Origin of the sequence: Pseudoalteromonas sp. Angola-7, assembly GCF_028599255.1 — a bacterium.
GTDB classification, from domain to species: domain Bacteria; phylum Pseudomonadota; class Gammaproteobacteria; order Enterobacterales; family Alteromonadaceae; genus Pseudoalteromonas; species Pseudoalteromonas atlantica.
In genome coordinates, this window is sequence record NZ_JAQREL010000026.1 from 1 (window position 1) to 26,485 (window position 26,485).

Genomic DNA, 26,485 nt, shown 5'->3' on the forward strand with positions numbered 1-26,485 from the left:
TATGCTATGTTTATTCATGTTAGCCTCTGCTGTTTAGTTAATTGACAAACTAATTATGGCTCTGGCTTTGAATTAAGCTAACCCACGAAAAGCGGAGGCTAACACCGTGTGGGAGTCATTATGTCTAGGTGCACAGGAGGTATATTTGAAGTTTTTGCCATTTTTATTAGTTTTATCTCTGCCAGCTTGCACGGGTATCGTTGATAAATCAGATATGCCGATAGCAAAAAATATAGTCGGTTCATATTATCTAACTGCAAAAGATGGTTATTTGTATGAGGCTCGTTGTGCGGATATCGATGCCACAATTCAATCTACTGAGTGGTGTATAGGTATTCAAGCTTTCGATTCGGGTAATGAATACTTTAAAACACCACAAGACTACGATACATATCTCTCAAATAAATTGTGGTGGGATGAAAAACTATTTGAAAAACTAGCGTTTGAAAGACAACGTTCCATTGTTTCTCCTCTTCCTAAAGGAACAACTATAAGAATAACTAAACTAGTTCAGTTTCCTTGGGGGAGTAACGGATATTATTGGGCTATACGAGCCGTTTTAATTGAAACCGACAACGAAATTGAGCTACCAACTAACACTGTTTTGGCGTTTCCTACTTGGTTAATTGGATACGGTGTTCAGCATGAGCCACAGTTTGATCCGGAGTATTTAACTAGGTGCAGTAGTGTAGAGTGCACCTAACAAGCGCATAAACACTCGCTACGCTCGCGGGGGACAAATACACGTAGGCTCCCCTCGCTTTGCTCGGTATTATAGCCTACGTGTATTTGCCCGTTATGCGGGAAGTTAGAAGTCAAGATGAGTACTTGGAAATTTGTTCATTTAAAAAACCGAAGAAAAACACCTATTAGCTATTGGGTACACAAAGGTATTGGCGAGGATGTAAAAGGGTATTCTCAATGCGACGAGTTTGATCCACCTTTTCCCAAGAAACACGTTTTGGAAGGCTATCCTTTTTTAACAGTCACCGTTCTGGGGTTTGAAATTGAATTTGCTTCATCTTTGGAAATAGCGCATTTTCTAAGTGTAATGGAACAGAGAAACCTACCCACTACGAACTACCTCTCTAGCTTAAGAGGTAATGGCTATGGACCAAATAATCATTGGCTTAGTAGATTCCCTTCAAAACTTAAGAGTTGGGCGAAAAGGGAAAAAATCATTGCTGCTGTTCAAAAAGCAAAAGCATCACTGGAAGTTTTAGGGTATGACTTCTAACAAACAAATTAAGTCGTTCCCTTCGGTCACTGGGACGCATACACGTGGGCTGCTTCGCATTATAGCCCACGCGTCTGCGCCCCTTATTTAAAAGTTATGTGTAATTTGAATTTGAAGGATTAGGATGGACGCAAAACAGGGATTAATCATTGCCAAGCGAAAAAACGAAGATCGCAAAGCCCAAGCTGACTTAGAGAGAAAGAAAAAGGATTTAGCTCTGAAGGAGGAGGCAAATAAAATATCTTCCAGAAACACTTTTTTGGCTCTTGGTGCGTTAGTAATTTCTTTCGCTAGTTTGCTACTTTCAATAGTTGCCCTCTTAAAAAATGGTTAAACATGGCATTACACATAACAAACCAATTATTCCGACCTCAACTCGCTGAGCTCGCTTCGTCGGCATATTGGGGCGTTAGCTGCCACATCCAGTAGAAATAAGGAAATAAATTGACAATAAGACAAGCTCATATTATTTGGATAGCATCTATCGTCAACATTGGTATCGGGTTTATTATCCCTGAATTCAATGTCTTAGCGAAGAGTATTAGCCACGTAGCATTAGAATCACCTATATTTGCTTACACCCATAGAGCGATGGACGTAATTATCGGTGTTTCAATGTGCACTTTTGCTTTTGGCTTATTTAAAATGAGCCCTTACAAATTCTCTGTAGCAACACTTACTACATTTTTACTCGGCTGTAGCATGATTAGTGCAGGTATTTGGACATTAGAGTCACCTCTTCATCTTCTGTATAACTTATCAATATTCATGATCCTAATTCCAGTTTGTGCAGCACTTGAGTTTAAGAACATAATTAATTCTTCAAAGTTCGAAATATATTGTGTCTTACTGGCTTTAATCCATGTACTGATGTTTTGGTTAATATATGCTGGTTTTATCCCGCAATCCTATAATGGCTTAGTACAAAGGTTATGGGCAGTCCCAACAATGGGGTGGTTTGGTTATGCAGCATGGCAGCTAACAAAGCACTCTAGGGGGCACAAACACGGCGCGCCTTCGGCATTATAGCGCCATGCTTATACCCCTTAGTTTAAAGTTAGGTGCTTCTGAGAAATTAATGGCCAAATCAGAGATAAGACAGTTCTTAAAAGAAATCCGCACTAAATTTCCTGACGTTGTGCCTCTCATGGAAAAACATGAAAAATGGGCACCCACATTCCTAATGGAAGAGTTCGCAAATTTGACAACCATTTTGTTTAACCAAAGGTAATTTAGAAGAAGCATTAGAACAGTTGCAGTACATGAGCGAAAAACTGGATACTGCAACCAAAGTAGAATTCGAATACATAGATGTATATTATACAGAGCACTTATTCTGGAAAGGTACAAAAGAAGGTATTGAGCGTGGCTGGCCTCTCGTGCCAGATAATCTCAAAAACTATACTTGGGCTTTCATGGTAAAGCCCCTAGGGTAGTGGTTTAAATATGCACGCACCTAACAACCTAATCAACACACTCACTTCGTTCGCTGGGATGCATACACATGGGCAGCGTCGCTTCGATCCAAATTATAGCCCATGTGTTTGCGCCCCTAAGCAGGGTGCTATGAGGTGCTCTAGATAGTATGCAGAATATAAATCCATGGCTTTGGTCAGCTTTTGTTTTGTCTCTTTCAGGAATCTTTTTTAGATGGGTGTTTGGTAATACGTTTGTGGGCTTTTTTCTTGCCGTATTGCTAGCTTTAGCGATAGTGCCTTTAGTTAAAAAAATTCAGAGAAAGAATTAACAAAACACCCATTTTAAACTTTACATCTTTCGAAGCCTAGATTCTAATTGGCTAAATAAAGTACGTGTCATTATAACTTGCTTTTTGGGTACAAATTGATTGCCTTAAAGTATAAAGCTATATAACTTATTAAAGTGAATACATTTTATTGACGTAAATTAATTAGCAGGAAAGCCAAATGAACAATAAAATACTCAAATCATCTACAGCTACGTATCAAGGTGGTGTTGCAAAAGCCGATGGTAAATTTTATGTAACGCAAGGTGAGGTACGTTTTGAGCCATACAATGAAAGTGCTGGTTTAGGGCCTTATACTTTTACACGAAGCGCAATCGTAAAAATTGAAAAGTCAGCAGGGAGAGGTGCAGGCATTTTACCACTAACAAGCGATGCAATAACAATCACTTTAGATAATGAAGATACTTATGACTTTATTTTAGCAAACCCCGATGAATGGATTCGTCTACTCAAGCATTAAACAATCTCTAGAGCTGGCATTTAGGCATAATTATTTTAAGTGTGTGCTAAGTTAAACGGCATCAATAGTTTCCAGTTTTAACTATTAAAAAACTACAACAAAAGGATTTGAATGATGGTTAAAATATCTATGCTCACTATTTCTACTAGCAGCTTTATTGTATCTTTTATGGGTTTTGCTAACACCGCTGTGTCACCGCAAACGGATGAGCAGTGGCGAACAGTAATAGAAAATGATATTCAAGCTGCTTACAACATTACAGCACAAAATCACCCAGGTATGTTTGATGCTAACAACCCCGCGTTCCCTGATTTATTAAAACAGGCAAAAGCACAAGCGCTTAAACTCTCAACTCAAGCGAGCGGGCCGCAGGTTCATGCAGCGGCAATTTCTCGTTTTAGCACTATTTTACAAGATGGCCACGCCGGTGCGTTTTCAAGCGTAGATAGACCCGCGCGCCGCTGGCCGGGCTTTAGAACTGTGTGGCGAGGTGATGCGCTAAAAGTGTATTACAGTGAAAACAAAAATATTAGCAAAGGCGACGTTGTAAGCCAATGTGATGGACAAAGTACCGAGACCTTAATGCGTGAGAGAGTGTTTAAGTTTTATGGGCAAGTTGCACAACCTGGCCATTGGTGGCAGCAAGGTTGGCGGTTACTCATTGACGAGGGCAATCCATTTTTAACTCCTTTAAAAGAATGCGAATTTGTTAAAGCCAATGGCGATACCTATACACACGTATTAAATTGGTCTGTAAGACCTAAGTCAGTCAGTAAGCATTTAGAAAATGCCTACAACGGTGATGAACTCCCCATTGATTTAACCTGGCCTGAAAAAAATATTGCGTGGATTGCTATGCCTAGCTTTTCATCAACCGAAAAGCAAACTGCTGCCTACAATAAAGTGTTTGAAAAAATACAACAGCAGCGTGGCAAGTTACTTACTGCAAAAGCCGTGGTGTTAGATTTGCGCCATAACCAAGGTGGCTCATCTTATTGGAGCTCACAAATAGCCAAAGAACTATGGGGTAAAAAAATAGTAGAACAAAAAGTAAATAATACTTCTCAAAACACGCAAGTGTGGTGGAGAGCATCAAAGGATAATACCGACCATGTAGTGTCTTTATTAGAGGTTGTAAAAAATCAGCCTGAATTATTGAAAATATTTAAAATCACAGCTGCGGGTATGGCTTTATCACTTAAAAGTGGTGATCCATTTTATGTAGAGCAAGAAACTAATACGCCAAATAACATACCTCAAAAGCCTTTAACTAGTGACTTTAAAACCAAGGTGTTTGTTATTGTTCCGCCGCAGTGCGCCAGTGCTTGTTTAGATGCGCTTGATAAGTTTAAGCTTTTTGAAAATACCACGTTATTTGGTGCGCCAAGTAGTGCTGATTCTATGTATATGGAAGTACGCTTAGCTGATTTACCTTCAGGGTTGGGGAAAGTGATTGTACCTAACAAAGTATACGTAAACAGAGCGCGTGGGGCAGGGGATTTTTATAAGCCCGATGTGGCATATAACGGCATTGATTGGACAACTAATGTATTGCTTGAGCAAATAAAAACGTTATAAAAAAGCCGCTTGTTAAAACAAGCGGCTTAACTATTCTAACTAGGGAATAGTTTAAAACGTGTAACGGGCACCCACTGAGTAGCGTGGGCCGTACTGATTAGCAAATAAAAACTGCTCTTCGTAACGGCCGTAGCCTTCTTCGGTGGCATTATTTAAGTTTATGCCATCAAAAAATACGGTTACGTTTTCGTTTACATCGTAGTTTACGCTCATATCCCATTGGCCGTAGGCTTTAGCATATTGCGGTGGCGCATCGGCTGAGCCTTGTGCTTGGCCTACACCAATTAAGTACGAGTCGCGCCATGCGTAAGTAATTTTAACCGATAGGCCGTCTTTTTCGTAAAAGCCTTGAAAGTTAGCTGAGTCACTTAAACCTGTAAGCGGCGCTTGTTGGTCTAGGCTTTCGCTATCAAATTCTACATCGCCATCTACAAACGTGGCGTTAACACCTACACCAAAACCAGTTTCGCCAATTAAGTGCTGAACAGCCACTTCAAAACCATCTACCGATTTGCTGTCGGTGTTTTGTGGTTGGCTTATGTTCCATACCATAAGTGGGTCATCGCTATTTGGCTCAATGACGCCATTCGCATTGCCATAACCATTGCTAATCATTTGCGCAAAAATAGCATCGGTGGTTGCTTGCTCGCCGCGCGATTCAATATCGCTAACTGCTTGTAAGTAACGTGGGCCGTTTAAAATGTCGTATAGGCCTTCAATCGTGGTTTGCGTAATGGTGGTTTGAATAAAGTTATCTACGTCTTTTTTAAAGTAACCAATAGAGGCGTAGCTGCCTTCTGCGTAGTAATACTCTAATGATAAGTCGAGATTGGTTGATTCAAACGGCAATAAATTTGTATTACCTTGGCTACCCGTGCGCGAGCCAGGTTTTGGGCTGCCTGTTAAGCTACGACCACCGGCTAAATCACCCAGTGGTGCACGCGACATAGTTTTACCCCATGAAACACGGGCTACAACGTCTTCGGTTAAATCAACACTTACATCGATTGACGGTAATAATATGTCGTAATCGCCTTGCTGCTCTAAGAAGTTATCATCGCCGCCGGCTGCATATTGCATTATCCACTCTGAGGCGCTGATCCAATTTACTTGTTCTTCAACACGTTGGCGTACTGTGCTGGTTACATCTGTTTGCTCGTAGCGCAGGCCAGCGTTTACTTTTACGTAGTAATCGCTTACATCAAACTCCCAGCTTGATTGAATATAAAAGCTGTTTGTAATTTCTTCTACGTAGCTTTCGCTATCAATACCATCCATGTAAGCATTGGCTGCGTATGCATCGCCACCGGTTACATCAGAGGTTAAGTATGCCATTTGGCGAGCCACTGCTTCGTCAAAATCGTAGGTGTAGTAGTAACCTGGTTGTAAGTTGCTGCCGCCACCATCAAATTGATCTAAAAGGCCCGACGTATCGTGGCGAGTAAACATGCTGTCTGGGAATATTTCTGTGTACGATGGGTTAAAACCAGGGCCACCTACTAAACCACTCCATGCAGTGTAACCACCGGTGTTTTGCTCAGTGCGCGATGCACCAAATTTTACTTTAACTAGGCCAATATCAAAGTTTTCATTGTACCAAGTGGTATGTAATTGTAATTGCTCAATGTTTGATTCACCCGGCGAGTGCGTAAATTGGCTAAAGTTAGAGTCAATTTCGCCTGGCGTTAATTCGCTTGTGCCGTTTAACCAGTTAACTTGAGCACTTGGGATTTCGCCTGTGCGGTAATCGTAAATTTTATTTGCTAGCTGATCAGAGCCTAAAATCACTTGGCCGGTACTGCCTAGCCCGTCATCGGCGCCGTTATCGGTTTCATTTTTAGAGTCATGGTAATCAAGTTCAACGTGCCACGTGTCGTTAATTTCCCACTCTAGGTTTAAACCAATAGAGCGTGCTTTTACTTCTGTGGTGCCTTTGTTAGCTGTAAACGAGGCATCGTTACCGCTAATATCGGCATAAACAGCGGTGCCGTTTTCATCAAGCTCGTAGCCATTAATATTGCTACCAAAGTCGTTCCAAATACCCCAACCAATACTTTCAGAGCCCGTAACCGCTTTACTTGCTGTGTAATCTAAGGTGGCTACAAAGCCATCAACCGGTTCAAATTGAAAAGTAACTTGGCCGTTAGTACGTTCACGCTCTACATCTTCAATAGAGTAGTTCATGTCTTTAGGGAAGTAGTAGTTACCTGATGGGTCAGTACGGTTATCAACAACGTTACTGCTATCTAATTCAGGTAAATCAACATTGGCCTGCCAACCTTGAATATTGGCGCGTTGTTTTTGAAAGTCGCGTTCTTGATGCGAAAACGAAAAACCAAAACCAAATCTGTCATCTGCAAATGTGTTGCTATAAACAGCAGAAAGCTCTGGGGTTACATCATCACCGGCTTCGTTTGATGAGTCGTGATTTGCTTTAACCGTGGCTGAAAAATTTTGACCTGGCTTTTGAAAAGGGCGCGCAGTAGAAATGTTTACCGTAGCACCTAAACCACCGCTTGGTACATCGGCGCGCGCTGTTTTAAATACTTCTAGCGCACTTACGCCCTCTGAGGCAATGTTTTCAAGGTTGTACGAGCGTGTATAACCTGTGCCAGGCATTTGGCGGCCGTTTAGCGTAATTAAGTTAAACTCTGGGCCAAAACCACGTACGGTAATTTGGCTACCTTCACCGTTTGCACGGCTCACCGATACACCGGTAATGCGTTGTAATGACTCTGCTAAATTGGTATCTGGAAATTTCCCCATTTCTTCTGCTGAAATGGCATCTACCACGCCCGATGAATCACGTTTCATATCCATAGAACGAATAAGTGAACCACGAATACCTTTTACTTCAATAACTTCTACATCAGGAGATGCTGCAGTGTCTGCTTCGGCAGCAATGGCCGTATTTAACGTGCTTGCAGCAATGATAAGAGACACAGAAGCCGCAAGTTGGCTCTTTTTAAAATTGAATGTGTTCATAATAGCTCTGCTTTATAAAATGTTGTTGTGTAGCAATAGGCGCCATGCGCCTATTGTAGTGTGTTTTTATGGATTCGCGATAATCACGTTATCTATGCGGTATAGTGCGCCGTTGCCCATATCCCACGTAGGAAATACCATGAGCACGTTTATAGCGCTAATATCTAAGCCCGCATCAAATAGTTGCCCAATAGGGAAGGTGTATGTTTGCCATTCGCCTGTAACAGGTGTTTGCCCTTCATTGCTTTGCGTTAATGCCAGCTCTACTGCGCTTGAAGCGCCAATTGATTCAATTTTAAATAACCATTGTGCATCCACGTTTGAAGGTGCTGTTATTACTTTTAAATCAAACTGTACAACGCCATTTTCTAACAGGGCTGATGCATCAAACGATACGTCTTCATCGGCTAAAAAGCCCATTACAGTAGGTGTTGCACCAATGCTAAACTGAGCCACTGCGCCGTGCTGATCATCGTCGGTTTCTGTAGTAGGTGTTGAACCACCACAGCAATCCCATATGCTCCACTGATCGGCGACTGTATCTGTAAATACGTTTAGCTCACCAGAGGCAACGGGCGCTGCATTAGGGTTGTAAATTTTAACATTATCTACACGGTAAACCGCGCCTTCACCTGCGCCCCATGCCGGAAAAATCATAAGTACATCAATTGCACTTACATCAAGGCCTGCACCTGCGAGATCTGATAACTTAAATGTATAAGTTTGCCACTCGCCAGTCACTGGCGCTACACCTTCAACACTTTGCGTTAGTTCAAGTTCTGCAAATGAAGTTGCACCATTTGCCTCTACTTTAAATAACCACGCAGTTGAAGGGTCGCTTGGGGTAGACGTTACTTTTAAGTCAAACTGAATAACGCCTTCATCTAAAATGCTGCTTGCATCAAATGACTCACCTGCACCACCTACTTCAGTACGGCTGTTAAAGCCCATTACTGTAGGCTCTGCACCAATACTAAATTCAGCGGTTACCCCGTGCGCTTCATCATCTACCACTTCGATAGGCGTTGAGCCACCACAACAATCCCACATTGGCCATGCTAGGTTTTGCTCATCTTCAAAAATAGTCAGCTCTGGTGATGCGCCTAGGTTGTCTTGCGTAATTTCAACGTCGTCAATTAAAAAGGTTGCGCCTTCGCCCGTGCCCCACTCAGGGAATACCATAAGTACGTCAATTGCGCTGATATCTAAATCTAAGTCAGCAAGGTCAGAAAGTAAAAACGTATAGGTTTGCCACTCACCTACTACAGGTGCTTGGCCTTCAACGCTACTTGTAAGCGGCATATCAGCATCGGTTGAGGCTTCTGTGCTTTCAAGTTTTACAAACCAAGGTGTGTCTGGCACGCTTGGTGCGCTGGTTACTTTCATTTTAAAGCGTACGTAGCCTTCTTCTAGCATAGGTGATGCATCAAAAGGTGTTGCAGCGCCGTTTTCGTCAGTAATAAACGCATCGCGGCTAATAAAACCAACCACTGTAGGCTCGCTACCTATTGTAAATTCAACAACGTCGCCTTGCTCTTCATCACTTACAATTGCAGGTGTAGAGCCACCACAACAATCCCATGCTGGCCAGTTAGGGTTAAAGCTGTCGCCAAAAATAGTTAACGGTGTAGCAATACCTGTAGATGGCGGGCTAGGAATAGGCGCTTCGCCCTCTAGCAGGGCATCGTCTAGGCTATCGTAACCTGGGCGAATAGTTTCACACCCTTTGCCGGTATCTGGATTTGATGCACATTGATAAACACGTACGTAGTCAATTGCAAATGTTTGGCCGTTTTCAAATGCGCTGGCATCTACACCTAACTCATTTACGTTTTCAGGCCAGTCGCCGCCTACTGCTAAATTTAATAGTAAGTGAAAGTCTTTATCGTAAGGAGCGCTATCCCAATGAGTTTCTAGCTCGCCAGAACCTTGTTCAAAATACTCTGCAAACCAACCGCGATGTTTTAAACCTGCGGCTTCGCCTTTGGAATTATATAATACTTCTGATTGGCGCTGTGTGGCATATAGGTAGCCATCAACGTACCAGCGTATTTCACCTTCTTGCCACTCTACTGCGTAAGTATGAAAGTCATCTGCTGGGTTGCTATCTTCAGGAAATTTGTACTCTTGACCTGTGTAGCTGTTATCTGGCCATGCACGGCCGTAATGCAATGTGCCATGAATGCTTGATTCAACACCGCCATCTTCGTCAGCGGTTTTTAGGTTTACTGATTCTAAAACATCAATTTCGCCTGAGCGTGGCCATGTACCATATTCTTCATCGGTTGGTAGCATCCAAAACGCAGGCCAGCTGCCTTGCCCCGAAGGGAGCTTTGCACGTACTTCAAAGCGGCCATAAGTAAAGTCAGCATTATAACGGGTATTTAAACGCGCAGAAGTGTAGGGCTTTTCAGCGCCTTCTGTCGCGGGTAGGGCAACAATGTTTAACACACCGTCTTGTATAAAGGCGTTTTCTTCGTTATCGGTGTAACATTGTTTTTCGTTGTTACCACCGCCATCGCAGTTTAATTCAAAGTTCCACTTATTAGTATCAATGGCTGAGTCTTCAAACTCGTCGCTCCATACTAGTTGCCAATCTGAAACTGGCTCAGAAGCGTCGATATTTTCAAAATTAGATGTTGTGGCTGAGTCGCCACCACAGCCAGCTAAAGACGCTAACGAAATAGCAGCCAGTAAGCGAGCAATGTGTGTTTTTTCAATGTTCATAGCTGAACCCCGGTTTCACAGATTGTTGTCAGAATGTGTGTTTAAACTTATTAAAAAGAACCATATTTATTTTTGTAAGCGCTTACATTTATCATGTGTTTTTGTAAGCGCTTACAAATAATATTGCGCACTACGTAAATGGTCAACATATTTGTGTATTTTATTTACATTTAGTTTACGGTAAGACCAGTTTACCAATTGGAGTTATTAACTAAATCGCTAATAAATTTAACAGCTTACATTATTTGAAATGTTGCATTTTTAATACATGTATTAATATTTTACTTAATTGGTAAATATAAAAGTTACCTGTAGCAATTACATTTAGCGCTAATTGCGATGATTTACCCGTATTAGGCTAACTATATGGCGTGTAATTTTGCTTTTTTACAAAAAACGAAAGTTAAAAAAGTGAAAGTGGTATAGCATTCAATAGGTTAGTAAACCCTTTAAAGCGCTTAGCTTGTAAAGGTTAAATTATAGGGGGTAAGGCTTTGGCGGGGTTTAATAAGGTAAATGTGTAAATTTAAATACGCATTTACCTCTTAATTTATTGTTTATTTTAATAGTATTGTAGCCACTTGAAATGGAAGCTTATTTACGTTTAAACGGCATAATTAGCAAACCCCACAGCGAGGCGTTTTGCTGCGGGTTAGGGTATTCTTTTAAGCCTATATCTATGTCGTTATCGGCTTTTTGCGCTTCATTTTTGTAACTACCAAACAGTTTATCCCACCAAATAACGCTGAATCCATAGTTTGAATTGGTTTCGCTCACGCGCTGGCTATGATGAATACGGTGCAGTATTTGGGTCATTAATATGAGCCGAAGTGGTTTTTCTATGGCATTGGGTAAACGTATATTGGCGTGGTTAAACAGCGCTAATCCATTAAGTGCTATTTCAAATATTAATACTGCAATAGCAGGTACTCCTAAAGCGGTAACGGCAATCAATTTTATAAGTATGCTTAGTACAATTTCGATAGGGTGAAAACGCAAACCTGTGCTGGTATCTACATGGGCATCGGCGTGGTGCACACGGTGCAAACGCCACAAAATAGGCACTTGATGAAAAAGCCGGTGCTGCCAATAAATAACTATATCAAGCAGTAATATGCTTAAAATAATAGCAACACTACTTGGTGTGGCTATTTGATTAAATAAACCGATACCGTGCTCTTGTGTATAAAGCGCTACGGCGGTTAAGCCTATTGGCACACTTAAGCGAGCAATTAATGATGAAGCAAACACCAGTCCAAAATTGGCCAACCACCGGGTGGTACTTTTTATCGGCGATTTACGGGCAGGCATACGCAATTCTAGCAGCATCATAATAACCAAAATGCTAAAAAAGAACCCTAATCGCCACCAAATTTCATTACTCATTGGTTTGTGTAACCTCATCGGCTTCTTGGCGTTTAAGCGTGTTATACCCACCATGTATACGTGTAAAAATAGTAATAGCGCACGCAGTGGCAAAAATACTCGCCATTAGGGCAAAGTGCTGCGGCCAAATACAAAAGGCAATAAACAGCGCGATGGTTTCTGTGCCTTCGGTTAAACCATTTAAATAGTAAAAGCTTTTGTATTTAAACTGGGGTTTTTCGAGCTTAAATTTTTCGGCGGCTATGGCAAAGGCTAAAAAGCTTGAGCCAGTGCCTATAAAAGTGGCCAGTAATATGCTACCTGCAATCGCGTTTTGCTCAGGGTTTGCCAAAATAAAGCCAAGCGGAATTGCCGCATAAAATAAAAAGTCGAGGGTAATATCTAAAAAGCCGCCAGCGCTTGAACTTAAATTTGCATGGCGTGCTAATGCGCCATCTAGCCCATCTAAAATACGATTTAAAGCAATAGCCGTTAACGCTGCGTACCACATTTCAAACGCAATTAATGGCACAGCTAATAGGCCTATTAAAAAGCCTACCACAGTAAGTTGGTCGGGCGTTATGCCGCGTTTGTGCATTAACGCCACAACAGGGGTTAACAGTGGCTTTATTACTGGGGTGATGTATTTGTCTAACATGCTTGGTGCCTTGTACTTTTTGTGCGTTTATTTGGCTAAATTTAAGGTGATTAGTTTGCCATTTGCAGCCTCTGCATCGCTATGATCGTGGGTCACCATAATAGCGGGCAGTTTATGCTCACGTATTTGGCTAAATACCAGCTCGCGCGTATCTACTCTTAATTGGGTATCGAGCTTGCTAAAGGGCTCATCAAGTAAAATAGCTTTTGGCTCGCTCAATAGCATACGCAATAAAGCAACGCGGGCTTGTTGCCCACCAGAGAGGTTGTCGGGGTGGCGATTAGCCATGCCTTTTAATCCAACTTGTTCAAGGGCGTGCTCTATTTTTTCAAGGCGCTGTTTTTTATTGCCTTTAGGCATAGCAAAGGCAATGTTACCGCTTACCGATAAATGCGAAAATAATAACGCATCTTGATAAAGCACGCCTATGTGGCGTAAATGTGCGGGTAAGTTATTAATATTTTCGCCGTTAAGCCACACTTCGCCATTTGCGCTAAAACCACTGGGTAATGTGCCGGTAAGCCAATTTAATAAACTTGATTTACCACTGCCTGATGGCCCCATAACGGTGAGTATTTCGCCGCCTTTTACCTGCTCGTTTAAGCTAAGTAATTGTTGGTTTTGACGATAAAGCTCACAATTTTTAATCTCTAAAGATGACTGCATTAAAAACCTTTTAATTTATGGGTTAGCGATGGGCGCTTTTAAAAAAGTACTTAGGTAACACCCACGCCAGTATAAAGCCAATGAGTGGCAATGCCATTTGCATAATGGCATACACCGCACTGGTGCGCCTACTTGCGCCATTAGCAAGGGTAACCGCTTCGGTTGTTATGGTTGCTATGCGCCCGCCACCGGCTAAAAGCGTGGGGAGGTATTGGCCAAAGCTAATGGCTAAACCAAGTGCCGCCGCAATTAAAATAGGAGCAAATAACTGGGGTAATTTTACTTGTAAAAACACTTTGCAGGGCGTTGCGCCAAGGCTTGCTGCTACATGAGCAAAGCGAGGGTCTAAGCGCCTATAACTGCTCGAAAGTGATAAAAACACATACGGAAGTACAAACAATAAATGGGTAAATACCACATTAAAAAACGCGGCCTGGTTATTTACTAGTTGTTGCAGCCACACTAGGCCAAATAAAAACGCAATACTTGGCACAAGCAGCGGTAAATAAATAATTAAGCTGGTAAAGCGCGACATGGGTTTGGCACTTAACTGCTCTGACTCTAAGCACAAAAGGGTAATAATAATGGCAAATAACGTAGTAACTAGCCCTATAGCAAGGGTATTAAAAAGCGGGCTTTGCATTTGCATTAGCGCACTTTTAAAGTGAAGTAGCGTGAGCTGATCGGGCAGTGCCGCCGGAAAACGCCAAAATCCGGCAACCGACCACATAATTAAGCCAATTAATGAAAGCAAAATAAAGCCAATTACAAATACTGTTAATACGGTTGTTATTTTTTGCCAATAAACACCGCCATATTCTCGCTCGCCATTGGTGAGTAAATCACTAAATAATGCTTTTATCGCTTTTTCGCCGCCAAGCCAAAGTGCTAGCAAACCGCCAGTAAGTACAAGCTGTAATAGTGCCCCCGCTGAGGCTTTAATACGCAGGTTTAAATCTACATCGTTAAACCAGTGCATAATAGCAACAGCAAGCGTTGGCGGGGTATTTGGCCCCAGAATAAGTGGCATTTCTACACTTGCGCTGGCATAAGCCAATACGGCTAAAATGGGTAGGCGCAATAATGGGTAAAGGCTTGGTAATATTACTTTAAAAAAAGCCGTCATAGGGCAGTAGCCCAAGTTAAGCGCTACTTTATGTTGCTGGCGCAGCTTTTTGCCAAGCTCAGGTTGGGCAAGCACACCTAGCGCCATTAACAGTAAAAAAGGCAGCTCTTTGAGGGTTAAGCCTAAAATTATACTAATTCCAAACGCGTCATGCGGAAACATGCCGTTAGGCGCAAGTTCCCACCCACTAAACCAAGGCGATACTAAGCGCGAGATCATTCCCGAAGGAGCAATTAAAAAACCAACCGCAATAGCCGCTGCCGCGTGGGGAATTACCAGTATCGGGCTCAATAAACGCTGAATACGGTTAAGCCACGGGCTATTAAAAAATGCCGCTAAAATCATTAATGTAATGGTAAAGGCTAGTAAGGTACTTATTAATCCGCTGCCAACACTTAGCATAACCATGCGTGTTAGGCCGGGTGTTTGCATGAGCATAGTAAAGCCATGTAGGCCAAGTGTTGTGTGCTCAAGTACCGGCGCATAACCAAAAGCGGGCAATAGCACGCTAATTAAGCCGCCTATTACAGGTAAAATAAGCAATGCCAGTAAAAAGCGTGGACTTAATGTAACTAATTTACTAAACATATTGGCGCTTTTATGTGGTTTAAGCGTTGGGCTTGCTGCTAACTTATTTGAAACAACACTCATTGGCTTACTCCAAAACGTGTTTGCCACCCTTGCACAATAGCGTTTACCCAGCTTGGGTGTGGCTCACTTAGCGTGCGTTTAATACTATTTAAAGGCAGGGCACTTGGATGCGGTTGCGTTGTTTTAAATAAAGCTTGTTGCTGTGGAGCTAGCGTTGATTGAATAAGTACGCTTTTATCGCCCCATATAGACGCTTTTTGTTTTTGAGCTTGCGCCTCTGGGCTTAATAAAAAATTAGCCACTAACTGCGCACTTTGTGCATGGCTTGCATTATAAGGTATGGCTACAAAGTGGGTGTTACTTAAACTGCCATCTTGCATTGCATAACTGCGAATACTTTTAGGTAAATCATAACGTTTAACGGCTGCGGGCACTTCGGGTGCTGAAAACGTAAACGCTATGCTTAGCTCGGTGTCGCCTACTAAACGGCGCATTTGTGCACCACTTTGCATAAAGTGTTTACCGCCGCGCCAAAGTGTTGGGTGCAGTTTATTTAAAAAATCCCATAACGGGTTTAATACTTGGGCTGTGTTTTGTGTAGTAGCTGGCTGATTTAACTGTGCTTTAAGTGTGTCATCACTTTGTTGATGTAGCATAACAAGCGCGTACTTTAAAAAGCTCATGCCTAAAAAGTCAGGCGGCTTTGGGTAGCTAAAGCGCCCCGGGTTTTGTGCGCTCCAGCTAAGTAATTGGTTTAGGGTTGTTGGTAGTGTGTTATTTGCAGTGCCGTCAATTGCTAAACTGTCGTAGTAAAAGGTGAGCGATGCTTGGCCCCAAGGTGCTTCCATCCCGTTGGTGGGTATTCCAAAATCAAAATTAACAGCGGGATTATTGCTAGGGTCGGTGTAGCTAAAATTAGGCAGCTTATTAGCCCATTGTTTAAGTAATAACGAGTGCTCGCTCATGGTGGCAAAGTTAGCACCGTTTATCCAAATTAAATCTACGCTGCCTTTATCGTTATTGTTTGCTGATTTTTCGGCAAGTACGCGGCTAACGGCTTCGCTGGTATCACTGAGTTTTACATGGACTAAGTTAATGTTATATTTTGCTTTTACTTGCTGCGCAGCCCATTGGATATACGCATTTATTTGCGCATCGCCGCCCCACGCATAAAAATATACGCTTTGGTTTTTACCTAAGCTTTCTATTTGTTGCCAACGGCTTTGTAGTTGTGTACTTGCTAGGCTTTTAAAGCTAATAACAAGGCAAATGCAAAACGCGACACAGCAAAAGCTGTATCGCGATAATGTTTGCCAACATTTATTGGCGAGCATTTAAATCCCAGTTGTAGTCTAAAAACTTAACTTTCATGTCGTTATTTTTAAGCGCTTTTTGCTGAGCGGGTACCAGTTTTAGTGCTTTAGGGTATTGCAAAAAAAACTGCTGCAATGTGTTGGCGCCTTTAAAACCTTGTTCAAAATCCTCGCCGTACCACTTAAATATTGAAGACACATTTAGCGTGTTACCTTGCGCTATATTGCGGGTTGTATCTGATAAAAAACGCACCGTTTGCGCTTGCAATTGGCTTTCTAAATCATTGGCTGTATAGGCTTCTTCACGTAGGGCTGGGCAGCCAATACTTGCGCAATTTACAGCAAAATGAATACGTGGGTCGTTGTATTTACCACTGCCACGTATTAAACCATGTTCTATATCATCAAGGCTGCGCGTTTTACCAAGTAATGGCACAAACTCTTTGCTCCACGGTGAGCTAAAAAAGCTGCCTAAATCTTTAATTGATTTAAGGTTTGGGTATTTTGTTAATATTAGCTCAACAGTAAAGGCGTTATATGCGTTAATTAAAAACGCCAGCTGCTTAGGTTTTTCCCATGTATCAAACTCATTTTGCGTAACAGCCGATAGCGAATCTAAATAGCTTTTAAGCTCGCTGTGCTTAGCTTTAATTGCTGCATAATCAACCTCTGTGCTGTGTCCATGATTAATAGCTACAACATGGTTGTTTAATAATGCGTTCCAGCTCTCGTGCATATTTTGAGCTTGGGCCGAAAATGACGTTGCAAACGATGTTGCAAGCAAAGCAGACCCTAACAATAGCGCTTTTAAAGGTGTTTTAAACATATTAGCCTCTGCGCCATGTGTGGTATTTTTCAAGCATGTTAAGTACTTTTTCAGGTGCATGAGCGCGTTTCCACTCGCCTGCAGCGTACTTGTTACCTTCAGCCCAAGTAGGGTAGCTGTGAATAGTGCCTAATATTTTGTTAAGGCCTAGCCCGTGTTTCATTGCCAGTACAAACTCAGCAATTAAATCGCCAGCGTGCTCAGATACCACAGTAACACCGAGTATTTTGTCTTTGCCTTTTGGTGTAATTACTTTTATAAAGCCTTTGGTGGCGCTGTCGGTAATGGCGCGGTCAAGCTCTTCAAATTCAAAGCGAGTGATTTCATAGTCAATGCCTTTATCAATAGCATCTTGCTCGTTTAAGCCAACACGTGCTACTTCTGGGTCAATAAATGTAGTCCACGGGATTACACGGTAATCGACTTTAAACTTTTTAAGATTACCAAATAAGCCATTTACTGCTGCGTACCAGCCCTGATGAGCGGCTACGTGCGTAAACTGATACGGACCTACAATATCGCCAGCGGCAAAAATGTTAGGGTAAAGCGTTTCTAGGTATTCGTTAGTGACTACAGTACGGTTAGTTTCTATGCCAGGCTCCTCAAGGCCGTAACCTTTAAGGCGAGCGCTTCGGCCCACAGCACATAGTAGTTCATCGTATTCAATATCGATTTCGGTATCGTTATGTTTTACCACAATGAATTTTTTACCGTCGCGCTCTTCACAGCGCAGTGCCTGATGCGATGTTAAAATGTTTACGCCGCTCTCAATAAGCGCTTCGTGAGCAAATTTAGACACCTCTAAGTCTTCTTTGATCATAATGCGCTCTGCCATTTCAATTTGCGTAACATTTGAGCCTAAGCGTGCAAAGCTTTGTGCAAGTTCGCTACCAATTGGGCCACCGCCAAGTACAACAAGCTTTTTAGGGGCTTCTTCAAGCTCAGAAAATTTAGTCCATAATGTATCGCTTGTTACATAGCCTGTTTCTTCAATACCAGGAAGTGGCGGTACAAATGGGCGTGCGCCAGTGGCAATAACAATAGTACGGGCTGTGAGTGTTTGCGTGCCGCCATCGTTAAGCTTAATTTCTACAGTCCACGGGTCTAATAATTTACCGTAGCCTTTTACAACATCTACGCCTAGGTTTGTGTAGCGCTCAACGCTATCGTGTGGTGCTACGTCGGCAATTACTTTATGTACACGTGCCATTACTTTTTTAAACGAAAACTGCGGTGCCATGTTTTCAAGGCCGTAGTGTTCACCGTGGCGAATTTGCTCGGCAATTTTAGCGCTTTTAATAACGGCTTTACTTGGCACGCACCCGTAGTTTAAACAGTCGCCACCCATTTCGCCGGCTTCAATTAGCGTTACTTTGGCTTTAACTGCTGCTGCAATGTAGCTTGTCACTAAGCCGCCAGCACCTGCGCCAATAACAATCATGTTACGGTCAAACTTTTTAGGTTTAGTGTAATTTTTGTATACGCGACGTTTTTTAAACACGTTTAGGATTCCTTTAGCAATAAAAGGGAACACACCCAATAAAGCGAACGATAAAATAAGATCGAGCGATAAAATGCCTGATAAGCTCTCAATTTGCGCAAGTTGCGTACCGGCGTTTACAAATACAAATGTACCCGCCAGCATGCCTATTTGGCTTACCCAGTAAAAGGTCCATGCCTTAATTGCGGTAACACCCATCAATAAGTTAATTAAAAAGAACGGAAATACAGGCACTAATCTAAGCGTAAATAAGTAAAAGCCACCTTCTTTTTCAACGCCTGCGTCAATAGCGTCTAAGCGCTCAGGAAAACGTTGTTTAATTGTATCGCGCAATAAGTAACGCGATACTAAAAAGGCAAGCGTAGCACCTACCGTAGAGGCAAACGAGGCAACCAATAAGCCTTCAACTAAGCCAAATAATGCACCTGCGGCGAGTGTTAATATAGCCGCCCCCGGTAATGAGAGAGCCGTTACCACTACGTATAATAAAAAGAAACCACCAAAAACCAATAATGGCGATTGCTCTTTATATTGGCTAAATTGATCCATCGAGCCTTTTAAGCCTTCAAGCGTAAGTAACTGGTGTAAATTAAAGTGAAAGAACAAGCCTATAGCCGCTGCTGCAATCAATACCAAAAATAGTTTTTTAATCATGTTCTCTCAACCGCTCTTAAAAATTATGGGTTAGTGTTAATTTTGCGTTTATTGGCAGTTCTGGAAATGCCAATGTTGCGCCAAAGTAACCCCCTTCAAATACTGGGCGCCAGTTTTTTTGATTAGTGACATTGTTTACATCTAATCGCAACTTAGTCCTAGGCGTAAAAGCGTAGCTAGTATTAACGTTTAGCGTGTATTGATCACGAATTTTAACTGTTGCTAAAAAGTCTAATGGGTAACTCTTTGTATATAGACCTGAAAAACCCATTTGCCATTTCGAATTAATTGAATAATTTCCGTTAAAACTGAACGACTGCTCAGGAATGCCCTGAACTTGGCGGTTTGAAGGTGCAAACGCGGTAAAACTTGGTGCGCCAACGCCGGTACCTGCAATAATATCTGGGCGTGAATTGTCAAACGCATCGATTACTTGAGCAGAATCTTGACTGCTTGCAGAATTGTCGTAACGAGCGTCTATGTAGCTGTAGCCCGCACTTAGCCAATAAGGGTAGGCATCGTAAAATACTTGGCTTTCAAAACCTGTAGTACGAATACCTGTATTGCTGCCGTCGCGATTACGTAAACTACGGCGCTGGCTAAATACCGCACCATCAGCGTACCAGTCGCTGTCGGTCGGAGCGTACTTTAAGCCAAACTCAACTAAGGTGTTTTCGGTTGCAAAATTTTGTGCGCTAATTGTGTTATCGCCGCCAAGTGATGTACCGCCCGCCATACTATTTGATGTTGCTTCGTTATAACTTGCTGCACCATAGGTGGTGTAATCACTATTTAATTTGTAATTAAAGCTAACTTGGCCTGAATGCAGGGTTTCGTTAATGCTGTCGCTTGCGGCAACTTGACCTTGTGGTGCAATAGGGTCGTTTGCTTCTACATCGTAAAAGTCAACGCGGTAACCCACACTGGTATGAAGTTTATCGCCCCAATCAGAGTCTTGCTGAATAGCAAGCCCGGTTTGCCATGAACGTGAGTCGGTAGTGTCTGATAAGTTAAAGTCGCCGCTGCCATCGTTATCTAAATCGTATTGACCACCAGGCGATACAAATACACCTGGGCTTAGCTCTACTAAACGTGCTTTTTGTGCATCGGTTAAGGGAATGCGGCGGTTTGAAAGTGGGCCAGTTAAATCAATTGGTAAATCGGCCTCGGTAGTAAATTGGCTGTAGCCGAGGACTTTGTTGTAGCGTACGTCAAAAGCAAAAATTGTTTGCTGGTCACTATTCCAGCGGTAGCTAAGCTCAGTGCGGTTTTGCGCTGTATCGGCGCCGTCTATAATTTCTACAAAACTGTTTTGGGCTATTTCTTCACGCTGTAAATGCTGAAAATACGTAATGTTTTTAAGCGAGGCATTAGCACTTAGCTCACGCTTATAAATGCTGTGAATTAAATAAGTGGTTGCTTCGTTTTGGTTATCAGGGTCGGTAAGCACGGTGCTGCGATCTATTTTTACTTGCCCAGTAGGCGAAACAATTGAACCCGCTGCTGGTACGGTACTGCCATTGGCTTGCACGCCTTGGCCGGTAATATAAAGGCCATCATCAATTAAGGCTTGGGTAGGGCGGTTAATACCGGCGTTATCGGTAAATTCAACTTGGTATAGCTCAAAGTTAATATCCCAACTGCTTTTATCATCGGGCAATATGCGTAGTGCTGCAAATAAACTGTCGCTTTTAGTGCCTGAATAATCGTAGTAGCTGCCTTCATCAAGGTGCTCGTAACTTACTCTAAGGCCCACTTTATCTTTTATAATGGGGGCAGTGTAATCTACTTGGGCACTGTATTGATCCCATCGCCCCGCTGAGATCTTAACTTTACCTTTACTTTCATCTGTAGAAGCAGTCTTTGAGTGTAAATTTACAAAACCACCGTTACGTTGGCTTGAGCCAAATAAAACCGGCGGTGCGCCTTTTACTACGTCTATTTGTTCTATAGAGTTGAACGATAATGGCACGCCAAAGCCATTATTACCTGCTTGGCGGCGTGTACCATCTTGAAAAAGCTCACCCAGTTGGCCACGAATAGTAGGTAAGCTGGGTGCACCAAAGCCACTTGCAGAGTATGTGTTTGGGCTTACGGCTAGTACGTCTTGTAGGGTAGTAATATTTAGTTGCTCTATCAACTCGCTTGAAATAGGCGTTACTGAGCGTGCTATGTCTTGCAGTGCAAGGTTGTCGCCGAAGGGGCCGTTAATAGTGGCATCTTTTACAGAAAGCCCTTGAGATTTAATCGTTTGGCCTGCTACTTCAATACGTTCAATTGAGTCGGTATTAGCTGCAGATTGTGCCGCATGAGCATAAAAATTAGGTGTGAGTGAAGCGGCTATAAAAAGTGCCAAATATGAATGTTTCAAAAGGGTTCTCATTTTGGTTAGTGTGAATGTGGCAATAAAGACCTGCAGCTTTTTGAATAACTTTCAGTAAATATTAATTCTTTTTGTTTTTTAGAATGAAACGTTAAAAGTTTAGCACATTGCTCAAAAGCGTTATTCAGTTTTAGCCACTATGTTTTTGTTTTACAAATACTGTAGTTAGTTATTGCCATGATAAGGTCGTAATTTATAAATAGCGGTTTTATACGCAAACAAACGCAAAGCAGGGCACCGAATTTATTAAAAAATTATACATTAAGATGAAATAAAATATGTGTTTAGCGGTCTTGCTAGTTTCAACATTAAATTATTTAGTTTTAAGGAAATTTTATGACTGGTACAACAGGTACTGACTTTCAAAATCGTTTGCAGTGGTCGCTTTTTTCGCTACGCCTAGGCGTATTTATTGTAATGATTATGTGGACGTTTGATAAGTTTGTTAACCCTGGGCATAGCGCACGAATTTTTGAGCATTTTTATGGTATTAGCGGCTCTACAGATGTGGTTGCTTATGTACTGGGGGCGTTACAGCTTATTTTAGTGTTGGCTTTTTTAGCGGGTATTAAAAAGCGACTTACGTATGGCGTTATATTTGTAATGCACGGCCTTTCTACGCTTTCATCTTATAATCAGTATATTGATGGCTTTAATAACTTATTGTTTTTTACAGCGTGGCCAATGTGGGCAGCGTGTTTTGCACTGTATGTGTTACGCGAGCAAGACGTTAAATTTACCATTAAGTAGCGCTGCAAAAAAAATGGTTATAAGCCATACGGCTTATAACCAATAAGTACACAAGGGAGTGTATGGAAGTCGGTTTAATTAATAACTAATGCATGGCATCGTTGTACTGTTTAGCTAGGCTTTCTTTTTGACCTTCTGTTAGGGCTTTACCCGCTAATTGAAATACTTCATGTTCTTCTTCACTTAAATGATGATGCACTAAATGGTGCAATTTTTTAGCTGCAACTAACCATGCCGATGAGCTCATTTCGGTGTCTTCAAGTTGTTCAATTAATTCGTCAATTTCATGGTGCTCAGCAACGCTGTGGCGTGCTTTTTCGTGCGTTAAATCGTCAAACATAAGTGGGTTATAAAAATAACGCTCTTCAAATTTTGCGTGTTCTTCTAATTCGGTTTTTAGCTCGTCCATTAGCTTGTGGCGCTGCTGCGTATCGCCGTGCGTTTGAATAAGGGCATCTACTAGCTCGCGTTGTTTATCGTGGTCGTGACGTAGCGCTTCAAAAATATTCATAACTCTTTCCTTGCTGTAATTGCTTTATAAACTTTTAAAAAGCAAACGCAGTGCCAGATTTTAATATGTTGATATAATTGACTTTAATGTACTTTTGGCTGGTTTGAATGGAGTTGCTCTGTAACTTTTACACATAAACAGCTGCAATTTTTTCAGATTAAAAGAGGTGATTGCTTTTGACGCTACAGAAGCTTACATATTTTTACTGGTTGGGTATTTTATTGAGGTGGTAAAGTAGCGCATTATTTGGGTACAAGCTGTACATACTTGCCTTACCTATATTTTTATAAAACTTTAGATATTAGGATAGTTTAAGGATGAACTTAAAAAGCCCCACTACAGCATTATTACTGTGCGCGTTATTAAGTGCATGTAGTACAGCCGAGCATTCTGAACGACGTGTATGCATACAAGAGGCAGAAATAACGGAGCTAAATGGCGCTAAAACAAGCTCAGAGGTTTTCAATAAATGTGTAAGCACTCAAATAAAAAAGGATGCTAAAGGCAACACTTTTTTTGATGGAGTTGGTGTGTTTTTTATTGATCTAATTGTTTTAATAGCCGCCTAAGTAAGCTAACTTACAGCTATAATTTAAAGCACAAGGGTGCGTAAAATAGGATTGAATATGAAGGCGTTTTTAATTGTATTTTCATTGTGTATATTTTTAACTGGCTGTGCGGCAAAGCCTTATGCGGGCTCTGCACAATGTATGGAGCAAGCTGATATAGCTTATGAAACCAATATACATAAAAATGAGCCGCTAGATAATGAATGCAAAGCTACAAAAGTAAATACGCCTAATAAAGAGTTTGAGAATCATAGTATTGTTGATAGAAGTCTTTTACAGCTAATTGTTAGTTTTTTAAACGGTATATTTAGATAATTAAAATACAATTAAATAAGGTATGTATGCAGGAAGAACTAAAAGCAAAAATTATAGCTGTGTGCGATAAAAAAATAGCAGCCAAAGGCGAAAACGTAGGGCTTTCTTTTTACGCTTTTTTTGCAAATAAAAACGACAATCCAGAGCTGCTGATGCAAGCCGCTACGTGGTGGATACACATCCATAAGTTAGATCACTTTGAAAAAGCGATAAAAATAAAAAAAATGATTATTGAAGGTGACTAATAACGTATATTTACGCGATTGCTATTTGGTTTCTGCCATTTTCTTTTGCTTTATAGAGTTGTTGGTCTGCATGTTTAATTAGCTCGCTAAGTGAGTCGCTTTTAGCATGACTTATTGCCACGCCAGCACTAAAGGTAACGTGTGTTTTACTTGGTAATGCCTCAATATGACTGCAGTACTGCGCTAACTTATTTTCAAGATTTTCAAAAAAGTTGTTTATTTTATCGCGATTTTGCGTTTTTAAAACAAATAGCCACTCTTCGCCGCCATAGCGCCCAAACTTATCGTTAGTACTTAGTGTGTCTTTTGCTGCTTGAGCAAATTTTATAAGTACTAAATCTCCTATATCGTGGCCAAATTTGTCGTTAATAGCTTTAAAGTAATCTAAATCGACAATAGCTATTGCTAGGCTCTGCTGGGATAAACACTCATTTGCTTTTTGCAAAATGCCACGCCGATTTAAGCTGTTAGTTAGGTAGTCGGTTAATGCTATAGCATGGTATTTTTTACGTTGGCGCATTTGGCGGTAAAATAAAAATAGCGACATGATGACTAAAGTAAAGGCAATTGAGGCACTTAAGCGCCAAATTATTTTTTGCTGGTGTTCTTCTGTAGCCTGCAGTTTGTTTATGTCTTTTTCGTATTCTAGCTGTAAAATTTTGTCTTCTTTTTCTTTTACTTCAAATTTAACTTGTAAGGTTTTTATATTGGTTTCGCTGGTGGCTTCGTAGTGTTTTATTGTATAAGCAAGCTCATCTTCAATAGCCTTAAATGCATCTTCGGTGAAGTTAAGCTGGCGCTTTAATTTATAGCGTTTGCTTAAAAAATCAGCCTTATAAATGCTGCGGCTAAATTTATCTAGGTTTAAAAATACTTCGTCGTTTACTTGGTTGGCTTTATTTAATAAATTTTGCTTTGTGTAGATGTCTGATAATAAAATCATTGATGCTAAATGCATGTCATTAATGCCGGCTGAGCTTGCAAGTGCAATGTTTTTGTTTACAAGCATTAAAGCTGTATCGTAATTACCCTGCAGGTATTGAATATTTGCAATAGAATATTGAGCGAAGGCTAAACCTTTTTTCATATTAACTTTGCTAAAATAAGCCAGCGCTTTATTTAAGTATACAAGCGCGTTTTTAGGCTGACCGACCTCAAGTAATACGTTCCCTAAACTCCAATAAGCTTTAGCAGTAAATAGGCCGTCGCTTGTTTGCTCGTAGGCATCTACCGCTTTTTGGGCATAATAAATGGCTTTTTCTTTATCATCTTTGTAGAGGTAGTTGTAAGCGTCGGCAATTTTTCTAAAAAAGTAGCCCTGCGAGGCTATGTCTTCTTCTTTTATAGCAAGCTCTAAACCTGTTAATGCCGCACTTAGCGTTTTTTTAAGTTCGTCGGTTTCGGTGTAGTAATAGGCTATAGCCCGAAAAACAATGATTTGTTCGTTAGGAGAAAGCTGTTTTACCTGCGTTTGCAGTTGATTAGCAAGCGATTGCGCATTACTTAACTCTTTGTTAATTGCGAAAAGCTTAAGCTGAGCCTCTAAAAATAGTAGGTGTCTGTTTTTATATGTTACAAGCTCAGTACTCTTTAAATACATTAGCAAATGGGTACTTAGCGCGGTGTATTGTTCTTGTCGAAAAAGTAGCTCTGAATATAAGGCAGCCGCTTCAAGGTGCAACTGTTTATGCTTTGTATGTTTAGTGACGTTATAAGCGTGGGTTAGTTGTTTTTGGTGTAAAAGGTAATCTAGCTTGTTGGCTTTAATATCACTAAGCAGGCTTTGGATTGATTTTATATCAGATGAAGTTAGTGAAGAGCTACTGGCAAATGTAGCACTACTAGTTAGTAAAAATAACAGGAGCACAAAAAAGCGAAACCACACCATATTGATTTTTATTATTATATTGTTCGTCATTTATTTTTTTACTGAATCAACACCTAAAACGATATAACTAACTATAGCATTGCTTGTAAATAACAAGTTAATACTTTATTGGGAATACACCACCACATCCCTTTAAAAACCCCATTTTCTAGTAAATAAGTATGAAAAGCATTATTTAAATAATGATGACACCCATTTAAAATATAACTATGACACCCATCAAAACACAAATAATAAAATAATAACCTAGATTCTAATTGGAAGTGCACCACCTAATTCATTATAGACTTCATTTGGTGTTTTAAATCCTAAACATTTTCTAGGGCGATTATTTAGTTGCTCCTCTACCTTTTTTAATTGCTGATGGCTTAC

Annotated in this window: 22 protein-coding genes and 1 pseudogene; 11 read left to right on the top strand and 12 right to left on the bottom strand. The window is 41.1% G+C overall.

Annotation, left to right across the window (positions count from 1 at the left end; translation table 11 throughout):
- Positions 1 to 145 precede the first annotated feature (145 nt).
- The 7 genes and pseudogenes from PSH50_RS20645 to PSH50_RS20675 all read left to right on the top strand — a co-directional run bounded on the left by PSH50_RS20645 (position 146) and on the right by PSH50_RS20675 (position 5,040).
- The gene (locus PSH50_RS20645) at positions 146 to 703 is read left to right on the top strand and encodes a hypothetical protein (RefSeq protein ID WP_273610048.1); all 558 of its coding nucleotides are present in this window, start codon (positions 146 to 148) and stop codon (positions 701 to 703) included.
- A 117-nt stretch (positions 704 to 820) separates the two neighbouring features.
- A complete protein-coding gene (locus PSH50_RS20650) occupies positions 821 to 1,237 on the top strand; it encodes a hypothetical protein (RefSeq protein ID WP_273605324.1) in 417 nt (138 codons plus the stop codon).
- Positions 1,238 to 1,361: 124 nt separating this feature from the next.
- Positions 1,362 to 1,571, top strand: coding sequence for a hypothetical protein (locus tag PSH50_RS20655; RefSeq protein ID WP_154946054.1), 210 nt, complete (start codon positions 1,362 to 1,364; stop codon positions 1,569 to 1,571).
- A 110-nt stretch (positions 1,572 to 1,681) separates the two neighbouring features.
- Complete coding sequence (locus PSH50_RS20660; RefSeq protein ID WP_055255061.1) at positions 1,682 to 2,266, top strand: DUF998 domain-containing protein; 585 nt, start codon at positions 1,682 to 1,684, stop codon at positions 2,264 to 2,266.
- Positions 2,267 to 2,315: 49 nt separating this feature from the next.
- Positions 2,316 to 2,681 (top strand): annotated as a pseudogene (locus PSH50_RS20665) (hypothetical protein).
- A 481-nt stretch (positions 2,682 to 3,162) separates the two neighbouring features.
- Positions 3,163 to 3,462, top strand: coding sequence for a hypothetical protein (locus PSH50_RS20670; RefSeq protein WP_004589576.1), 300 nt, complete (start codon positions 3,163 to 3,165; stop codon positions 3,460 to 3,462).
- Positions 3,463 to 3,630: 168 nt separating this feature from the next.
- Complete coding sequence (locus PSH50_RS20675) at positions 3,631 to 5,040, top strand: S41 family peptidase (RefSeq protein ID WP_273610060.1); 1,410 nt, start codon at positions 3,631 to 3,633, stop codon at positions 5,038 to 5,040.
- 51 nt (positions 5,041 to 5,091) lie between these two features.
- On the opposite strand, the gene PSH50_RS20680 is transcribed toward PSH50_RS20675, so the two are convergent.
- From PSH50_RS20680 to PSH50_RS20725, 10 genes are all read right to left on the bottom strand, one after another.
- Complete coding sequence (locus tag PSH50_RS20680; protein WP_273610049.1) at positions 5,092 to 8,025, bottom strand: TonB-dependent receptor; 2,934 nt, start codon at positions 8,023 to 8,025, stop codon at positions 5,092 to 5,094.
- 66 nt (positions 8,026 to 8,091) lie between these two features.
- Entirely contained in the window at positions 8,092 to 10,752 is a 2,661-nt protein-coding gene (locus PSH50_RS20685) for a glycoside hydrolase family 16 protein (RefSeq protein ID WP_273610050.1), read from the bottom strand.
- Positions 10,753 to 11,346: 594 nt separating this feature from the next.
- Positions 11,347 to 12,138, bottom strand: a complete 792-nt coding sequence (locus PSH50_RS20690; RefSeq protein ID WP_273610051.1) for a sterol desaturase family protein — start codon at positions 12,136 to 12,138, stop codon at positions 11,347 to 11,349.
- Complete coding sequence (locus PSH50_RS20695) at positions 12,131 to 12,775, bottom strand: CDP-alcohol phosphatidyltransferase family protein (protein ID WP_273610052.1); 645 nt, start codon at positions 12,773 to 12,775, stop codon at positions 12,131 to 12,133. The genes PSH50_RS20690 and PSH50_RS20695 overlap by 8 nt, the downstream gene beginning before the upstream one ends.
- Positions 12,776 to 12,802: 27 nt before the next feature.
- Complete coding sequence (locus tag PSH50_RS20700; protein WP_004589582.1) at positions 12,803 to 13,441, bottom strand: ATP-binding cassette domain-containing protein; 639 nt, start codon at positions 13,439 to 13,441, stop codon at positions 12,803 to 12,805.
- Positions 13,442 to 13,463: 22 nt separating this feature from the next.
- Positions 13,464 to 15,218, bottom strand: a complete 1,755-nt coding sequence (locus PSH50_RS20705) for an ABC transporter permease (RefSeq protein WP_273610053.1) — start codon at positions 15,216 to 15,218, stop codon at positions 13,464 to 13,466.
- Positions 15,215 to 16,492, bottom strand: a complete 1,278-nt coding sequence (locus PSH50_RS20710; protein WP_273610054.1) for an ABC transporter substrate-binding protein — start codon at positions 16,490 to 16,492, stop codon at positions 15,215 to 15,217. Before PSH50_RS20710 ends, PSH50_RS20705 begins: the two co-directional genes overlap by 4 nt.
- Positions 16,479 to 17,297, bottom strand: coding sequence for a DUF547 domain-containing protein (locus tag PSH50_RS20715; RefSeq protein WP_273610055.1), 819 nt, complete (start codon positions 17,295 to 17,297; stop codon positions 16,479 to 16,481). Before PSH50_RS20715 ends, PSH50_RS20710 begins: the two co-directional genes overlap by 14 nt.
- 1 nt (position 17,298) lies before the next feature.
- Entirely contained in the window at positions 17,299 to 19,452 is a 2,154-nt protein-coding gene (locus PSH50_RS20720; RefSeq protein WP_273610056.1) for an FAD-dependent oxidoreductase, read from the bottom strand.
- A gap of 16 nt (positions 19,453 to 19,468) precedes the next feature.
- The gene (locus PSH50_RS20725; RefSeq protein WP_273610057.1) at positions 19,469 to 21,823 is read right to left on the bottom strand and encodes a TonB-dependent siderophore receptor; all 2,355 of its coding nucleotides are present in this window, start codon (positions 21,821 to 21,823) and stop codon (positions 19,469 to 19,471) included.
- A gap of 348 nt (positions 21,824 to 22,171) precedes the next feature.
- On the opposite strand from PSH50_RS20725, the gene PSH50_RS20730 reads away from it, so the two are divergent.
- Positions 22,172 to 22,585: a hypothetical protein gene (locus tag PSH50_RS20730; RefSeq protein WP_138611437.1), complete on the top strand. Its 414-nt coding sequence runs from the start codon at positions 22,172 to 22,174 to the stop codon at positions 22,583 to 22,585.
- Positions 22,586 to 22,670: 85 nt separating this feature from the next.
- Here the strand turns inward: PSH50_RS20730 and PSH50_RS20735 are convergent, their stop codons facing one another.
- Complete coding sequence (locus tag PSH50_RS20735) at positions 22,671 to 23,096, bottom strand: hemerythrin domain-containing protein (RefSeq protein WP_096042820.1); 426 nt, start codon at positions 23,094 to 23,096, stop codon at positions 22,671 to 22,673.
- A gap of 317 nt (positions 23,097 to 23,413) precedes the next feature.
- Between PSH50_RS20735 and PSH50_RS20740 the strand changes: the two genes are divergently transcribed.
- Genes PSH50_RS20740 through PSH50_RS20750 form a run of 3 tightly spaced genes read left to right on the top strand, consistent with a single transcriptional unit; the run spans position 23,414 to position 24,225 of the window.
- Positions 23,414 to 23,665 (top strand): hypothetical protein, encoded by a 252-nt coding sequence (locus PSH50_RS20740; RefSeq protein ID WP_273610058.1) that lies wholly within the window; start codon positions 23,414 to 23,416, stop codon positions 23,663 to 23,665.
- Positions 23,666 to 23,722: 57 nt separating this feature from the next.
- A complete protein-coding gene (locus PSH50_RS20745) occupies positions 23,723 to 23,980 on the top strand; it encodes a hypothetical protein (protein WP_024032753.1) in 258 nt (85 codons plus the stop codon).
- Positions 23,981 to 24,006: 26 nt separating this feature from the next.
- Positions 24,007 to 24,225 (top strand): DUF6500 family protein, encoded by a 219-nt coding sequence (locus tag PSH50_RS20750; protein ID WP_273604773.1) that lies wholly within the window; start codon positions 24,007 to 24,009, stop codon positions 24,223 to 24,225.
- Between the two features lie 10 nt (positions 24,226 to 24,235).
- Here the strand turns inward: PSH50_RS20750 and PSH50_RS20755 are convergent, their stop codons facing one another.
- Positions 24,236 to 26,143, bottom strand: coding sequence for a tetratricopeptide repeat-containing diguanylate cyclase (locus PSH50_RS20755; RefSeq protein WP_273610059.1), 1,908 nt, complete (start codon positions 26,141 to 26,143; stop codon positions 24,236 to 24,238).
- Positions 26,144 to 26,485: the final 342 nt, after the last annotated feature.

Bases quoted from the DNA above. Each gene is read 5' to 3' on its own strand.
- PSH50_RS20735 (WP_096042820.1), bottom strand. From the start codon at position 23,096: ATGAATATTTTTGAAGCGCTACGTCACGACCACGATAAACAACGCGAG.
- PSH50_RS20715 (WP_273610055.1), bottom strand. From the start codon at position 17,297: ATGTTTAAAACACCTTTAAAAGCGCTATTGTTAGGGTCTGCTTTGCTT.
- PSH50_RS20695 (WP_273610052.1), bottom strand. From the start codon at position 12,775: ATGTTAGACAAATACATCACCCCAGTAATAAAGCCACTGTTAACCCCT.
- PSH50_RS20740 (WP_273610058.1), top strand. From the start codon at position 23,414: ATGAACTTAAAAAGCCCCACTACAGCATTATTACTGTGCGCGTTATTA.
- PSH50_RS20720 (WP_273610056.1), bottom strand. From the start codon at position 19,452: ATGATTAAAAAACTATTTTTGGTATTGATTGCAGCAGCGGCTATAGGC.
- PSH50_RS20675 (WP_273610060.1), top strand. From the start codon at position 3,631: ATGGGTTTTGCTAACACCGCTGTGTCACCGCAAACGGATGAGCAGTGG.
- PSH50_RS20750 (WP_273604773.1), top strand. From the start codon at position 24,007: ATGCAGGAAGAACTAAAAGCAAAAATTATAGCTGTGTGCGATAAAAAA.
- PSH50_RS20650 (WP_273605324.1), top strand. From the start codon at position 821: ATGAGTACTTGGAAATTTGTTCATTTAAAAAACCGAAGAAAAACACCT.
- PSH50_RS20670 (WP_004589576.1), top strand. From the start codon at position 3,163: ATGAACAATAAAATACTCAAATCATCTACAGCTACGTATCAAGGTGGT.
- PSH50_RS20705 (WP_273610053.1), bottom strand. From the start codon at position 15,218: ATGAGTGTTGTTTCAAATAAGTTAGCAGCAAGCCCAACGCTTAAACCA.
- PSH50_RS20700 (WP_004589582.1), bottom strand. From the start codon at position 13,441: ATGCAGTCATCTTTAGAGATTAAAAATTGTGAGCTTTATCGTCAAAAC.
- PSH50_RS20680 (WP_273610049.1), bottom strand. From the start codon at position 8,025: ATGAACACATTCAATTTTAAAAAGAGCCAACTTGCGGCTTCTGTGTCT.
- PSH50_RS20755 (WP_273610059.1), bottom strand. From the start codon at position 26,143: ATGACGAACAATATAATAATAAAAATCAATATGGTGTGGTTTCGCTTT.
- PSH50_RS20745 (WP_024032753.1), top strand. From the start codon at position 23,723: ATGAAGGCGTTTTTAATTGTATTTTCATTGTGTATATTTTTAACTGGC.
- PSH50_RS20685 (WP_273610050.1), bottom strand. From the start codon at position 10,752: ATGAACATTGAAAAAACACACATTGCTCGCTTACTGGCTGCTATTTCG.
- PSH50_RS20730 (WP_138611437.1), top strand. From the start codon at position 22,172: ATGACTGGTACAACAGGTACTGACTTTCAAAATCGTTTGCAGTGGTCG.
- PSH50_RS20655 (WP_154946054.1), top strand. From the start codon at position 1,362: ATGGACGCAAAACAGGGATTAATCATTGCCAAGCGAAAAAACGAAGAT.
- PSH50_RS20690 (WP_273610051.1), bottom strand. From the start codon at position 12,138: ATGAGTAATGAAATTTGGTGGCGATTAGGGTTCTTTTTTAGCATTTTG.
- PSH50_RS20710 (WP_273610054.1), bottom strand. From the start codon at position 16,492: ATGCTCGCCAATAAATGTTGGCAAACATTATCGCGATACAGCTTTTGC.